This is a genomic window from Lewinella sp. 4G2, assembly GCF_001625015.1.
Lineage (GTDB): Bacteria > Bacteroidota > Bacteroidia > Chitinophagales > Saprospiraceae > Neolewinella.
On sequence record NZ_LVWJ02000019.1, the window covers coordinates 371,716 to 384,372 of the forward strand.

At 53.3% G+C, this 12,657-nt stretch carries 12 protein-coding genes; 6 read left to right on the plus strand and 6 right to left on the minus strand.

Features of this window, described 5'->3' with window-relative positions; genetic code table 11:
* Positions 1–14: 14 nt before the first annotated feature.
* From A3850_RS18560 to A3850_RS18575, 4 genes are all read left to right on the plus strand, one after another.
* Complete coding sequence (locus A3850_RS18560; RefSeq protein ID WP_231915366.1) at positions 15–1,169, plus strand: alkaline phosphatase; 1,155 nt, start codon at positions 15–17, stop codon at positions 1,167–1,169.
* 159 nt (positions 1,170–1,328) lie between these two features.
* Entirely contained in the window at positions 1,329–1,652 is a 324-nt protein-coding gene (locus A3850_RS18565; RefSeq protein ID WP_157501439.1) for a hypothetical protein, read from the plus strand.
* 210 nt (positions 1,653–1,862) lie between these two features.
* Complete coding sequence (locus A3850_RS18570) at positions 1,863–2,918, plus strand: fatty acid desaturase (protein WP_068220767.1); 1,056 nt, start codon at positions 1,863–1,865, stop codon at positions 2,916–2,918.
* Between the two features lie 158 nt (positions 2,919–3,076).
* Positions 3,077–4,549 carry a DASH family cryptochrome gene (locus A3850_RS18575; RefSeq protein ID WP_157501442.1) on the plus strand — a complete coding sequence of 491 codons (1,473 nt, stop codon included), beginning with the start codon at positions 3,077–3,079 and terminating at the stop codon, positions 4,547–4,549.
* A 6-nt stretch (positions 4,550–4,555) separates the two neighbouring features.
* On the opposite strand, the gene A3850_RS18580 is transcribed toward A3850_RS18575, so the two are convergent.
* On the minus strand, positions 4,556–5,797 hold the full coding sequence (locus tag A3850_RS18580; protein WP_068220774.1) for an ABC transporter permease: 1,242 nt from the start codon (positions 5,795–5,797) through the stop codon (positions 4,556–4,558).
* 132 nt (positions 5,798–5,929) lie between these two features.
* The gene (locus tag A3850_RS18585; RefSeq protein WP_068220777.1) at positions 5,930–6,538 is read right to left on the minus strand and encodes a MarR family winged helix-turn-helix transcriptional regulator; all 609 of its coding nucleotides are present in this window, start codon (positions 6,536–6,538) and stop codon (positions 5,930–5,932) included.
* Between the two features lie 199 nt (positions 6,539–6,737).
* On the opposite strand from A3850_RS18585, the gene A3850_RS18590 reads away from it, so the two are divergent.
* Together A3850_RS18590 and A3850_RS18595 are read left to right on the plus strand one after the other, a co-directional pair.
* A complete protein-coding gene (locus tag A3850_RS18590) occupies positions 6,738–7,424 on the plus strand; it encodes an outer membrane lipoprotein carrier protein LolA (RefSeq protein ID WP_068220780.1) in 687 nt (228 codons plus the stop codon).
* Positions 7,425–7,503: 79 nt separating this feature from the next.
* Positions 7,504–8,877, plus strand: a complete 1,374-nt coding sequence (locus A3850_RS18595; protein WP_068220783.1) for an NAD(P)H-binding protein — start codon at positions 7,504–7,506, stop codon at positions 8,875–8,877.
* Positions 8,878–8,924: 47 nt separating this feature from the next.
* Here A3850_RS18595 and A3850_RS18600 read toward each other — a convergent pair whose 3' ends face one another.
* From A3850_RS18600 to A3850_RS18615, 4 genes are all read right to left on the minus strand, one after another.
* Positions 8,925–9,407 carry a GNAT family N-acetyltransferase gene (locus A3850_RS18600; protein ID WP_068220786.1) on the minus strand — a complete coding sequence of 161 codons (483 nt, stop codon included), beginning with the start codon at positions 9,405–9,407 and terminating at the stop codon, positions 8,925–8,927.
* A gap of 75 nt (positions 9,408–9,482) precedes the next feature.
* Entirely contained in the window at positions 9,483–10,295 is an 813-nt protein-coding gene (locus tag A3850_RS18605; protein WP_157501445.1) for an aldo/keto reductase, read from the minus strand.
* Between the two features lie 85 nt (positions 10,296–10,380).
* The gene (locus tag A3850_RS18610) at positions 10,381–11,652 is read right to left on the minus strand and encodes a glutamate-5-semialdehyde dehydrogenase (protein WP_068220790.1); all 1,272 of its coding nucleotides are present in this window, start codon (positions 11,650–11,652) and stop codon (positions 10,381–10,383) included.
* 163 nt (positions 11,653–11,815) lie between these two features.
* A complete protein-coding gene (locus tag A3850_RS18615) occupies positions 11,816–12,592 on the minus strand; it encodes a T9SS type A sorting domain-containing protein (protein WP_068220793.1) in 777 nt (258 codons plus the stop codon).
* Positions 12,593–12,657: the final 65 nt, after the last annotated feature.

The following is a 12,657-nucleotide window of genomic DNA, read 5'->3' on the forward strand; positions in this document are numbered from 1 at the left end:
CTTATCTTCGCCGTATGAAACCAGCCTACCTGATCTGCACCCTGCTGAGCCTAGTTTTCCTGACCTCCTGCCCTCCGGCACCGACCACGACCACCGGGACGAAACCCACCGTTCGCTTACCAACGATCAAACGAGCCGCCGTTAACTATACCGGGAAAAAGCCAAAAAACATCATCCTGATGATTGGGGACGGGATGGGCATCAGCCAGATCACCGCTGGTATGTACATGAATAATAACCGGTTGAACCTGGAGCAATTCAGGAGCCTGGGTTTGCACAAATCCTACAGTGGGGATAACCTCATAACTGATTCCGCTGCGGGAGCCACGGCCTTTAGCGCGGGGGTGAAGACCTACAACGGAGCGATCGGCGTGGGCATGGACAAGAAACCCGTCAGGACCATTCTCGAAATGGCCGAAGACGCAGGGATGCCAACCGGGCTGGTCGCCAGTAGCTCAATTGTCCACGCTACGCCCGCCAGCTTCGTGGCTCACAATGAGTACCGTAAGAACTATGAAGCCATCGCGGCCGACTTCCTAAAAACTGACGTAGACCTCATCATCGGCGGTGGCGTCAAGTTCTTCGAACGCCGTGAGGTCGACAAGCGCAACCTCTCGGAAGAACTTCGTGCGAAGGGCTACGACGTGGACAACTTCGTCAAGAAAGACATGAAGGACGTCAAGCCCAATGTATCCAAAAACTACGCCTACCTCACGGCGGATGGTGAGCCCCTCCCCTTCTCTCAGGGCCGGGACTACCTGGTGGGTGCCGCCCGGTTGGCTCCCGACTTCCTTAACCAGCGGGATAAAGAGAATAAGGGATTCTTCCTCATGATTGAAGGCTCCCAAATTGATTGGGGTGGCCACGCCAACAATAGCGATTACATCATCTCTGAAATGTTGGAGTTCGACCAGGCGATTGGGGAGGTTCTCAAGTTTGCGCAGCAGGACGGAGAAACACTCGTCATCGTTACGGCGGACCACGAAACCGGTGGCTACGCGATTCAGAACGGTTCCGAGATGGGCCGAATTGATGGAGCCTTTACGTCGGATTACCACACGGCGGCGATGATTCCCGTATTTGCCTACGGGCCCGGGGAGGAGTTGTTCCGGGGCATCTACGAAAACACGGCCATCTTTGACAACATGAAAGCGCTCTACGGTTTTTGACCAAGCCATTTAATCGATGTTAGTCGGCGAGGGGCGTAACTAACGGGATGCTACCGGGTTAGAATGACGCTGGAGTTGAACCTCTGCCTAATAATTCTTGACCGGGCGCGTTTAAAGCTTCCTAGCTATTCACTCAACTCGTTTACAATCACAACTACCATGAGGCGAATCTTTCTCTTTGCGTTGCTCTTTTGTTTTGCAGTAGCACTACCCGCTCAATCCACTACTGCTACGACGGTAAAAACCACGGCCGTGGAAAAACTGGACCTTCGTCCGAAGCAGGAAAAAGCACTACTAGCAATCGCCAAAGTGGTGAAGAAAGAGATTGCTTTACTACGTGAGCAGGGGGAGTTCTACGTGGGGTCACCTGCGTTGCGAGACCTTCGCCATAAGGAAGAGCGGATGATCAGTGAAGTGCTCACCGAGAAGCAGTACGCGAAGTATAAAGAGTTGGAGGCATCCTCGGCACTAGAGAAAAAGTAACTGAGGCAGTTCCACTACGCAAGTTCATTTGTCGGCAAACCGTAAACATTGTGGGGTGCTCATTTCATCTACCGATGCTTACGTATCTTGCGTGGCTTTTAGTCGGTTGGTGGAAGCCTTGTTAGTAACGGCCTTGCCATTCCGGTTTTATGACACAACAATAAGTGAGGTACGGCCTTTCATCATCCTACCAGTTTAAACAATAAGATTTTGGATACTACCCCGAACACCAGCGTTGAAGAAATCAATTCCAGTCTCCGCCACTGGAAGTCCATCGTAGCTAAGTACCAGGAGTCCAACACGCCACGGGCGATTGGCCAGCTGTTCAGCAGTTTTGGGCCGTTTGTGGCCCTTTGGATTGCGATGTATTTCAGCGTGGACTACAGCATCTGGCTGACCCTAGCGTTGGGCGCCGTCAATGCGTTCTTCCTCGTGCGCATCTTCATCATTCAGCACGATTGCGGCCACTATTCCTTCCTGCAGAAGCGGAAGGTCAATGATGCCATTGGCTTCATCTGCTCTTTCTTCAGCTCCATTCCCTACACTTACTGGGCCCGCGTCCACAGCTATCACCACGGCCACACCGGCCAGTTGGAGCACCGCGACATTGGTGACATCGACTTCCTGACGGTGGATGAGTACCGTGACCTCGGTAAGTGGGGCCGCTTTAAGTACCGGATCTTCCGTAGCCCGATCGTGTTGTTTGTGGTTGTACCCGTGATCTACCTCGGCGTAGTGCTGCGCATCCCACGAATCACTTTTGATGGTTGGGGCAAAGTCCACCTGAAACAACACATCAATAACATCTCCATTGCGGCGGTCTACATTGGTCTGGGTTTCCTACTGGGTTGGAAGTCCTTCCTGATCGTACAGGGTTCCATCATCTTCTTCTTTGGCATCATTGCTTTCTGGTTCTTTTACGTCCAGCACCAGCACGAGCACACGTTCATGCAGTGGACGAAGAATTGGGATTACCTCACGGCCGCCATTAAGGGAGCGACTTTTTATAAGCTTCCCCGCTGGCTGCACTTCCTGACGGGTAACATTGGTTACCATCACATCCACCACCTGAGCAGCCGGATCCCGAACTATAACCTCCGCCGTTGCGCTAAGGAGAACCCCGTACTGCAGAAGTACGTTACAAAGATCAGTTTCTTCCAGAGCCTGCCCATGATGTTCAACAAGCTCTGGGACGAAGAGAAGCAGCGAATGATCAGCTTTAAAGAATTCTACCAAAGCGAAGGCAAGGCAAGCGTGGCGGGATAGATAAACAACCATACCTGAAACGAGGTGGTTTGGGAAAATTAGCGCGACGTTATTTCCGTGTCTACCTAGGCAGAAAATTTAAGCATAGCCATAGCTACGGTTCAATTTTCTAACGACGGTAGACGCGGAAAGAACAAGCGATAAATTCTCAAACCACTTTGATTCAGGTATACATGGCCGATACGGCAATTTGCTGGCTGCGTAACGACTTGCGCTTCCACGATAACGAAACCCTGGTGAGTGCCCTCGAGGCCCACGCCAGGGTTTTGTTGGTTTATACGCTCGACCTACGGTTGTTTGAACGTCTACCGAACTTATCCTTCCGTAAAACCGGCGTCCACCGGGCCGCTTTCCTATTGGAATGCCTGGAGGATCTTCGGCAACGGGCCCGGTCCAAAGGTGGTGAGGTGGCCGTGGTCCCCACATCCGCACCCGCGGCAGCGCTGAAAAAACTAGCGGAAGAAATTGGTGCGAAAACCATCTACGCCCAAGCGGAGATTGCCAGTGAAGAAACGACCGACGAAGCCGCCGTGGCGGCCGCTATGGCTGAATCAGGTGGCGAGTTAAAACTGACCTATGGCAAATCCCTCTACCACCGGGAGGATGTTCCTTTCGAAGCTTTAGAGACTCCCGAGCCATTCCGCAATTTTCGCAAGCAGGTAGAAAAACTTCCCGTACGTTCAATGGTGGAAGAACCCACCAGGCTAACTGGGCCGGAAAATTTCACCTACCCGCCAACTCCTAGTTTGGCAGATCTGGGCTTTAAGGAAGAAGGCAGCCCCGCCTACCCCGGAGGGGAAACAGCCGGGCTGAAACGCCTCGCCTACTACCTGGAGGAAACCCACCTCGTGATGAAGTACCGCTCGACGCGGAATAGGAGCCTGGGGCCGGATTACTCTACCAAGTTCTCCCCCTACCTGGCCATCGGGGCCCTTTCCCCGCGGATGGTTTATCACCGCATTAAAGACTACCAACAACAAACGGGGAAGAGATACGTGGGAAACAACATCCTATTTGAGATGCGCTGGCGAGACTATTTCCTATTCCTTGGCGTCAAGCATGGCGATGGGATCTTCCGCCCTGGCGGTCTGAAGAATCGGCCCCACGATTGGTCCACGAATGAGTCACTGTTCGAACGGTGGTGCCTCGGGCAAACCGGCTTACCCTTTGTAGACGCCCACATGCGGGAACTTGCCGCGACAGGATTCATGAGTAACCGCGGCCGGGTGAATTGCTCCAGTTTCCTGACGAGGGATTACGAAATCGACTGGCGTTGGGGTGCCGCCTGGTTTGAAAATAAATTGATCGACTACGAAGTGTGCGCCAACTGGTTCAACTGGCACACGCAGGCGCTAGAGATCTACTACACCAGCCCGCCCTGGCAAGGATTGAAGTACGACAAAAAGGGGGAATACGTAAAGACGTGGCTACCCGAATTAGCGGACCTCCCCGCCCCGCTCGTACACGCCCCCTGGAAAATGGAGGAAGAAGGAATGTTGGACGGCCTGGAATTCGATCTCGACCAGGATTACTACCGTCCGGGCATTAGCAACTCCAAATGGGACTGGGCGTGGACGCGCCTCAAAACGGGTGACGCATCCAGCCCTAAGCGGAGGAAGAAAAAAAGCTAGGCTGTATCACTCTTCAGTGATAATGGCGGAAACCCGAGCGGCACGACGGGCTGGCAACAAGGAAGCCAATAAACCGATAGTAAGTACGGTTACCCCCACAACAAGGAAATCCACCAAACGAAATGAGATGGGATAAGGCTCCATCATCAGCCCGGGCAGATTGACCAAGCTGAATGTTTTTTGAAGTACGTATAGCACGATCGCCAGCAAAAAGCCTACCGCTAAGCCGAGGCTACTGAGCAGTAAACCGACCCGCAAAAAGATGTTTCTGACGTTCTCCCCCGTCATTCCCAAACTGCGGAGAATGGATATATCGCTTCGTTTCTCCAGGACGATCATCCACAGCGCACCAATGAGGTTGAAACTGATGACCACCATCATAAGCATGACGATGGCGAAGGCGATCCACTTTTCCACCTGCATGATCTTGAGAATGCTATTTTCCTGCTGATAACGGTTTTCTACAACGTAATTGTCACCAAGGGTGGCTTGCACTATTTCAGAATAGTCCTGGTCCACCCCTGCTGCCGTCAGTTTGATCTCCAGTGAACTGACCGTACTGTCGCTCACGCTCAGTAAGTCCCTAGCCTTGCGAAGTGGAATGAGTACGGCCTCATTTTCAAAGGCCTCCTGGCTACGGATGATACCCGTAGGCTGAAAGTCGCGCGTCAGGTAGGAGCTACGGCCGGTGGTGAGGAACCCTCCCCCACCCCTGGGTTTTGGCCGGGCCATGTACACCCGGACCTGCTCGAACTGGTTGAGTGGGTCTACCCCTAGCGCCATCGCGAGCTGATTACCAATCACGGCATTGGAGGCTCGCTCGGGATCGGCGTACAGCGCGTAGGAGCCGTCGCGCACCATGGTATCAATTCCGTTGATGGCCGCATACTGGAGGTCAACCCCTTTGATCCGCCCCGGGCTGCGCTTGTCCTGGTAGCTGAACATGGCCGTCTCTTCCAGTGTCGCGGAGATAACCGCGATTTCGGGGAGCTCAGCTAGGCTGGCCTGAAGTTCCGGAGTGATTTCGAACGTCTTCCCCTTAGCTGCAGTGATCCGGACATCCGGATTAAGGTTGTTGAAAAGATCCAGGAACAAATCCTCAAAACCATTGAATACGCTCAGTACCATAACCAGCGCCGCCGTGCCGATGGCTACACCAAAAGCGGCAATCAGGGTAATGATGTTGATCGCGTTGGTAGACTTGCGGGCAAACAAGTACCGCCAGGACATTTTTGCCGGCAAATTCATGGCGTAAAGGTAACCGAATAGATCAGCTTAGGAATGCGGTGCAGTTCTTAACGAATGGAGCAGTCGCACAGGTCTATTGGCGGTACAGATGGACACCGTAAATTTCCTAATATCATGTCAGTTTCCGATGCGCTACTTCAATCGGTTCAGGAGTTTATTGAGGCTATCGATCTCACTATCAGAAAGGCGATCAGCAATGGCGCCCTCGAAGTCAGGCCGGTTGCGCAATACTTCATCAAGCAACTCCTTACCCTTTTCGGTGATGCGCGCGCGGTTGCTTCTCCGATCAAAGTCCGATGGGAACTTCTCGAGGAGTCCTTTTTTCTCCAGGCGGTCAATGAGACGGCTAGCGTCGGACATCTTATCCGCGAGGCTTTTTCTCACTTCCTGAATGGAAAGAGATTCGGGGTATTTAGCGGCCAGAATAGAAAGTATCGTTGATTGCTTAGGGGTGATTCCCAGCGGTAACAAATGCTTTCTTGATAGATTACTCAGCCAACTAGAAGACTGTGAAATGTTATAATGCAAGTCTTCATATCGATTACTACCACCGGCCAAAAAGCCGGAAGAGTCAACTTGGTTTACCATAATATAGTTTGTTGCCGAAAGGCTAAATGCACGTTGAAAATTTGTCGGTTGCTGGGTTTTCAACGAAGCGCCCGGTCGTTCATCCACCTGAAAACAGGCAAAACGCACGTACGGGATTTTCAATAAATTGGTAAACCAAAGGTACAAAATCATACTGAAAATATTGAAAACACTACACTTTTTTGGAGGCTACACTAATGTTTATTAGTGTTTAGACAGATGTTCGACAAGTCGGTCAATATTTAGGCAAAAATATCATGCCGGTTTTCACACCCTCATTAACGATAGTTTAACCCCTTGGCTTACACCTGAGGATGGCCCGGGGCGTTTACCTACCAAACACATCCAACACATGAGAAAGCTGTTCTTCTGTCTCGTTCTTTGCTTTGGTTTCACCCTCACACTCTCCGCTCAGGACCGGCAGTACCTAAATGCATCGGATAGTGATCCAGAGGCGGTCGCGCTGCTCTCTTCGCTTCGAACCAAGTACGATGCTTTTGAAGCAATCAGAGCGGACTTCAGGTTGGACATAGCTTTTCCGGGCCAGCAAGTAGAAACCCAAACCGGGCAAGTCAGCCGAAAGGGAGACGCCGTTCGCTTTAAGCTCGGGCAGCAGGAGGGGATCGTCAACGATCAGGCCGCCTACATCATTCAGCACGGCAACAAGGAGGTGATGATCAATAACTTACCGGAGCCTGGCGAATTGAATGGAGTGCTCACCCCCCAAACGCTGTTCAGTTTCTACGAGGGAGATAACTACGTTGTTGCCATCACTGGCACTGAAACCATTAAGGGCCGCGCCGCAAAGATCATTGAACTGAAGCCCGTCAACCGCGACGAAAGTGAGTTCACCAAGATGCGCCTACAAGTCGACGCTAAGGCTAAGGAACTCATCAGTATCCAAGCCTTTTCACGGGACGGCACCAATTTCACCTTTCACCTGGACAAGACGGAGGGGAACCCTACCCTCGCCGCAAATACCTTCACGTTCAGCAAGACCGATTTTCCCGGTTACCACGTAGAGGACCTCCGCTACTAATCCGTAGCGGACAACATAGTATAAGCCGATAAGGGATAAGCTTGGGGAACAAGTTTATCCCTTTTCTTCTTTTAGTGGCATGAGTAAAGCAACCATCGTCATCGCCGGCGCCACGGGATTTATCGGACGGTGGTTCATCGAAAGGTTTCACGAGGATTTCAACATCATCGCACTGAGCCGAAGTGAAATGAAACCCGATGCTGACTACCAAAAGGCAGCGTGGCGAAAGGTAGAATTGTATTCCCTCAGTTCTACGGAGGAGGCGCTGCAGGGAGCCGATTACGCACTTTATCTCGTGCACTCGATGCACCCCACTACTCGATTGCACCAGGGCACCTTTGAAGACACGGATCTTTTACTAGCGGATAACTTCGGCCGCGCAGCCAAACGAAATGGCCTCCGGCAGATCATCTTTATGGGTGGCCTATTACCGGAAGGTGAATCAGTCGATGACCTGAGCCGCCATTTACGCAGCCGTTACGAAGTAGAACAAACGTTGGGAAATGCCGGCACACCCGTAACCGCCCTCCGCGCGGGGATCATTGTTGGTCAGGGAGGATCATCCTTCGCCATGATCCGTAAGTTGGTAGAACGGCTTCCCGTCCTGATCTGCCCTTCCTGGTGCCAGTCGGCTACTCACCCGGTAGGGCTGCACGATGCACTGCAAATGATTCGCTACTGTGTTGGCCGGGAGGAGATGTACGACCAGCACTTCGACATCGGCGGATCGGACGTAACGAACTACATGGAGATGATCCGAATTACAGCTGACCTTATGGGGAAAAAGCGTCAGATCCGGCCGGTCAAGTTCTTCAGCCCGGGCTTCTCCAAAATGTGGGTGGCACTCTTCACAGATAACAGCCGGGAACTCGTCTCCCCCCTCATCGAAAGCCTCCGGCACGATCTGGTGGCCCAGCCCAATTCGCTACTGGAGCAATTTCCGGAACGGGCCGATTTCCGGCAGGCTGCCCGGCGGGCTTTGTTCGGTAAGGAGAAGTTACCCCCACTCCCGGAGCGGGTGCCTACGGAAGAGGAGGAAAAGAATACGGTCCGCAGTGTGCAGCGGCTGCCTAATCCCGAAGGGCACACGGCCACTTACGTAGCTCGTATTTACCAGCGCTGGCTACCCATTTTCTTTAAAACACTCATCCGGGTGGAAACGGAGGGTGATATCTCAAAATTTACTTTTGCGGGTACGCCATTACTACAACTCACCTTTATTCCGGACCGGAGTGATGATGAACGGCAACTTTTCTATATCACCGGTGGACGGCTCGTCAAGCGCAAGGACTACGGTTGGTTAGAGTTTCGGCGCGTCCTGGGAGGGCGGTACGTCATTTCTGCAATCCATGAGTTTGTCCCTGCGCTGCCGTGGTTCGTATACGTAGGGAGCCAGGCCAAAGCCCACGCTTTCGTGATGGACCGTTTTGGTAAATACCTTGCTGGGGACTAGTGGCCTAATGCTGAGCGGAAGGACAAGCAAAAGCGGTAGTGATTATCCTAAAGATCAAGCACCATCTTCAGCGTCTTTCCGTTAAACGAGACGATGCGAAAACCCATTCGCTGGTACCACTGGGCGGCGTGGTTGTCCCCATTAACGGAAAGGGAAACTTGCTTATCTCCCCTTTTCCGCAGGGCATCGAGGAAGTGATTCATCAAGTGGTTGCCAATCCCGTTGCCGCGGTGGCCCTTCTTGATGGCGATGCCCAGTTCCGCAACGTCGGGGCTGATGAAGCCATAGCCCGGTTCTTCTTCGGTGAAGCGGCGGCTCCAGATTCCTCCGATTTCCTCCCCATCCTGCAAAATGATGAAACCGAGGTCTCCGTCTTTCCCCCAGTATTCGTAGTACCGGCGTAATTCCGGCTTTCGGATCTCCTCAAAGGGAATGGCCGGCTCCCCGGGCGGCTTGTAGAGTGAAGAATGAAACAGTTCGTGAAAGAAGGCCGTCGAGGTACTCTCCAGTGGTTTAAAAGTGTAGATCATCGGGCGGTGGTTAGCTGGTTAAGGGCGGGTAAGGTACACCAGTTTCTGGTTAGGGGTAAACAGGTCACCAGGCTACTAAAAGTCAAAGTCGTGCGGGTCTGGCCCAAAGTGGTGGCCCCGCTCCAATTCGTCGATCGCTACCATATCTTCTTCACTCAGCTCAAAGTCGAACAGGTCACCATTTTCTTCGATGCGGCCTTTATTGGTGCTCTTCGGGATGACGATAATATCGTTCTGCAGGCACCACCGAAGGACGACTTGTGCCGCCGTCTTGTTATACTTCTCCGCGATGGTAGCGAAGAGCGGCTCCTCCAAAAACTTCCCTTGCATCAGTGGGCTCCAGGCGGTGATGGCAATGTTGTGCTCATCGCAAGCTGAGATGGCTTCTGCCTGCACCAAGTAGGGGTGGTATTCGATCTGGTTGACGGCCGGCTTTACGGTGGCCACTTCCAGGATATCCTGTAGGTGCTCATCCATGAAATTGCTCAGACCAATGGCTTTCACTTTACCCGCTTTTAACGCAGCTTCTAATTCCTTCCAAGCCTGCTGATATCCGTCGACTGGCCAGTGGAGTAAAATCAGATCGACGTACGTCACTCCCAACCGTTGAAGGGATTCATCCAGTGCTGCCGTGGTGCGGCCGGCTCGGATGTCGTCGTTCCAGATCTTGGTAGTCAGCCAAATCTCTTCGCGGGGGACGTTGGCGGTAGCGAGCGCCTTACCGACGGCTTCTTCGTTTTTGTAAATCTTGGCCGTATCGACGTGGCGGTAACCGGCGTCCAGCGCCCAGTGGATGGCGTTAATTACTTCTTCGCCATTGCCGCTCTGCCATACTCCCAGGCCAAGTTGGGGCATCTCGAGACCATTGTTCAATTTAATTTTCATCATAGCTCAGCAACGCCCCACTCCGGTGGAGGTTCAGGCACTACACTAAACCCGTCTGTTTAAAGGACCCTACGTGACGCTTGAGAGCTCATCTCACCTGCCCCTCGCCGGTAACAATCCACTTGTAGCTCGTCAGCGCCGCTAAGCCCATGGGGCCACGGGCGTGCAACTTCTGGGTACTGATGCCAATTTCTGCCCCCAATTCAAATTGCCCCCCATCCGTAAAAGCCGTGGACGCGTTGGCGTACACTACAGCGGCATCAATCTCCCGCAAGTAACGGTTAATCGTTTCTTCGTCATCACTCACGATGGATTCACTGTGCCGGCTCCCGTACTTGTTGACGTGAGCGATCGCTTCCCCCGGCTCACCTACCGTTTTTACCGAAAGCTTCATGGACAGGAATTCCGTTCCAAAGGAAGTCTCATCCGCACGGTGAAGTAATTCCGCTGGATACTTACCCTCTAGTGCGGCGTAAGCTTCCTCATCAGCAAAAATTTCGCAATTGTGTTCTGTACCCAAGATTTTTACTAATCCTGGCAGCTTATCGAGCAGGCTCTCGTGCAGGACAATGCAGTCCAGCGAATTACAGACACTGACGCGGCGGCTCTTGGCATTCGTGATGATATCTCTCGCCCAATCCACATTGGCGGAGGCGTCTACGTAAGTATGGCAGATACCCGCGCCCGTTTCGATGACCGGTACGGTAGCATTCGCCCGGACGTGATCGATGAGTCCCTGACTTCCCCGGGGAATGATGACGTCGACGAGTCCGTCAGCGGTAAGGATTGGGCTCAGGGCCTCCCGTTCCGCCGGGGCCAGGTAACAGGCGGCCGGTAAGCCATTGGTGGCAAGTGCCTCGTCGATCAATTTTTTGATGGCCAGGTTACTGTCCTTCGCGTCCCGACTTCCTTTGAGGGCGGAGGCGTTACCACTTTTCAGGTTGAGAGCGAAAACATCAAAAGTTACATTGGGCCGGGATTCAAAGACGATCCCCACCACGCCAATGGGAACGCTAATGCGCTTCAGCCGAAGCCCATTTTCTAATGTCCGCTCTTCCAGAATGGCTTCCAGTGGGCTGGGTAATTCCGCAACTCTACGTAAGTCCACGGCGATAGCGTACAGTCGCTCTTCATTCAGCAGGAGGCGATCAAACTTAGGGTTGGCGGGGTCCATTCGGGCAAGGTCCAGCGTATTGGCGGCGAGGAGTTGGGGGATACACTTCTCCGTCAAATCAGCCAACGTGAGGAGGCAGGCATTTAGCCGCTCTTCCGGCATGCGGTTCAATTCCAAAGCCGCGGTTCGGAGACGAGCCAGGTCAAGGGTGATACTTTCTTGGAGGGAAGTGATCGTCGAAGTCATACTTAAAGGTAGTGCGTAGCCCATTCGGTCAGAACCTGCGGTGCTCAAATGGCTCGACCAGTTATGGCGGATATTCCGACTACCAAATGGCATCGGGTCAATGATCGAAGTGGGGGAGAATATAGATTAGGAGGGCGAGGAAACTTTGCTGCGCCCAATAGCGCTAAGCGCCAAAGCGGCGGTGGATCAACCGAAGCGTCTTCAGCCGCTTACCGCGGTCGTCGAAGATGGAAATGAGGTACATGCCATCCGGCAGGTCCTTGATGTCGTAGCCCGTGGTGCCGGCCGGGCGGTCGTAGCGGAGGACGCGTTTGCCGACGGTGTTGGAAATATCAACGCGGCCAACTTTTACACCACCGGGTACTTCGACGAAAAAGCGTTCGCGGGCGGGGTTCGGGTACAGATTCACCCGGCTGGGGGCGGGGCGGCGTAGTTTTGGTACTGAAGTGCTTGAGCTAGCGCCCGTTGTAGAAGCCGTTTCGGCCTTGCGGGAAACGCGGGTCGTAAAATTCGCCGTACCCAGGTTTACGCCCGGTACGTTAGCGTCCTTGAAGATGACGCCCACTGTGCCGAGACCGGTCTGGCCACCGCAGTTGAGCACTACCGCGAACTGAGCGCTTTCACCCGGCCCGATGCGTACTGGCTTCGTAGCCTCCTCGGCGGTGCGGGGGACGATGAAGGGCGTGGCATCGTTGCGGCGGCTGAAGGTGCCGTAGTTCCACCGGCCCGGCTTTTTACCCGCGAACTGTTCCGGCACGAGATCAACTGCCTTATCACCCGTATTCGTTACGGTGATGTTGGTAATATCCTGGTAACCGTCTTCGAAGTTATCCACCACCACTTCCTTGGTTACGTTAGACGGCTCAATACGCAGGGAAGCAGTTTGCGCAAAGCAAACCGTACCTACGAAGAGCAGTAGTAACGTAAAGATGGATTTCATTCAAGGTCTGTTTTGCGGGGCGCTGGTCGGCGGCTTACTGCCAAGTTAACTCAGAAAGCACCCTC

Bases quoted from the DNA above. Each gene is read 5' to 3' on its own strand.
- A3850_RS18560 (WP_231915366.1), top strand. From the start codon at position 15: ATGAAACCAGCCTACCTGATCTGCACCCTGCTGAGCCTAGTTTTCCTG.
- A3850_RS18565 (WP_157501439.1), top strand. From the start codon at position 1,329: ATGAGGCGAATCTTTCTCTTTGCGTTGCTCTTTTGTTTTGCAGTAGCA.
- A3850_RS18580 (WP_068220774.1), bottom strand. From the start codon at position 5,797: ATGAATTTGCCGGCAAAAATGTCCTGGCGGTACTTGTTTGCCCGCAAG.
- A3850_RS18585 (WP_068220777.1), bottom strand. From the start codon at position 6,538: ATGATTTTGTACCTTTGGTTTACCAATTTATTGAAAATCCCGTACGTG.
- A3850_RS18590 (WP_068220780.1), top strand. From the start codon at position 6,738: ATGAGAAAGCTGTTCTTCTGTCTCGTTCTTTGCTTTGGTTTCACCCTC.
- A3850_RS18595 (WP_068220783.1), top strand. From the start codon at position 7,504: ATGAGTAAAGCAACCATCGTCATCGCCGGCGCCACGGGATTTATCGGA.
- A3850_RS18600 (WP_068220786.1), bottom strand. From the start codon at position 9,407: ATGATCTACACTTTTAAACCACTGGAGAGTACCTCGACGGCCTTCTTT.
- A3850_RS18605 (WP_157501445.1), bottom strand. From the start codon at position 10,295: ATGATGAAAATTAAATTGAACAATGGTCTCGAGATGCCCCAACTTGGC.
- A3850_RS18610 (WP_068220790.1), bottom strand. From the start codon at position 11,652: ATGACTTCGACGATCACTTCCCTCCAAGAAAGTATCACCCTTGACCTG.
- A3850_RS18615 (WP_068220793.1), bottom strand. From the start codon at position 12,592: ATGAAATCCATCTTTACGTTACTACTGCTCTTCGTAGGTACGGTTTGC.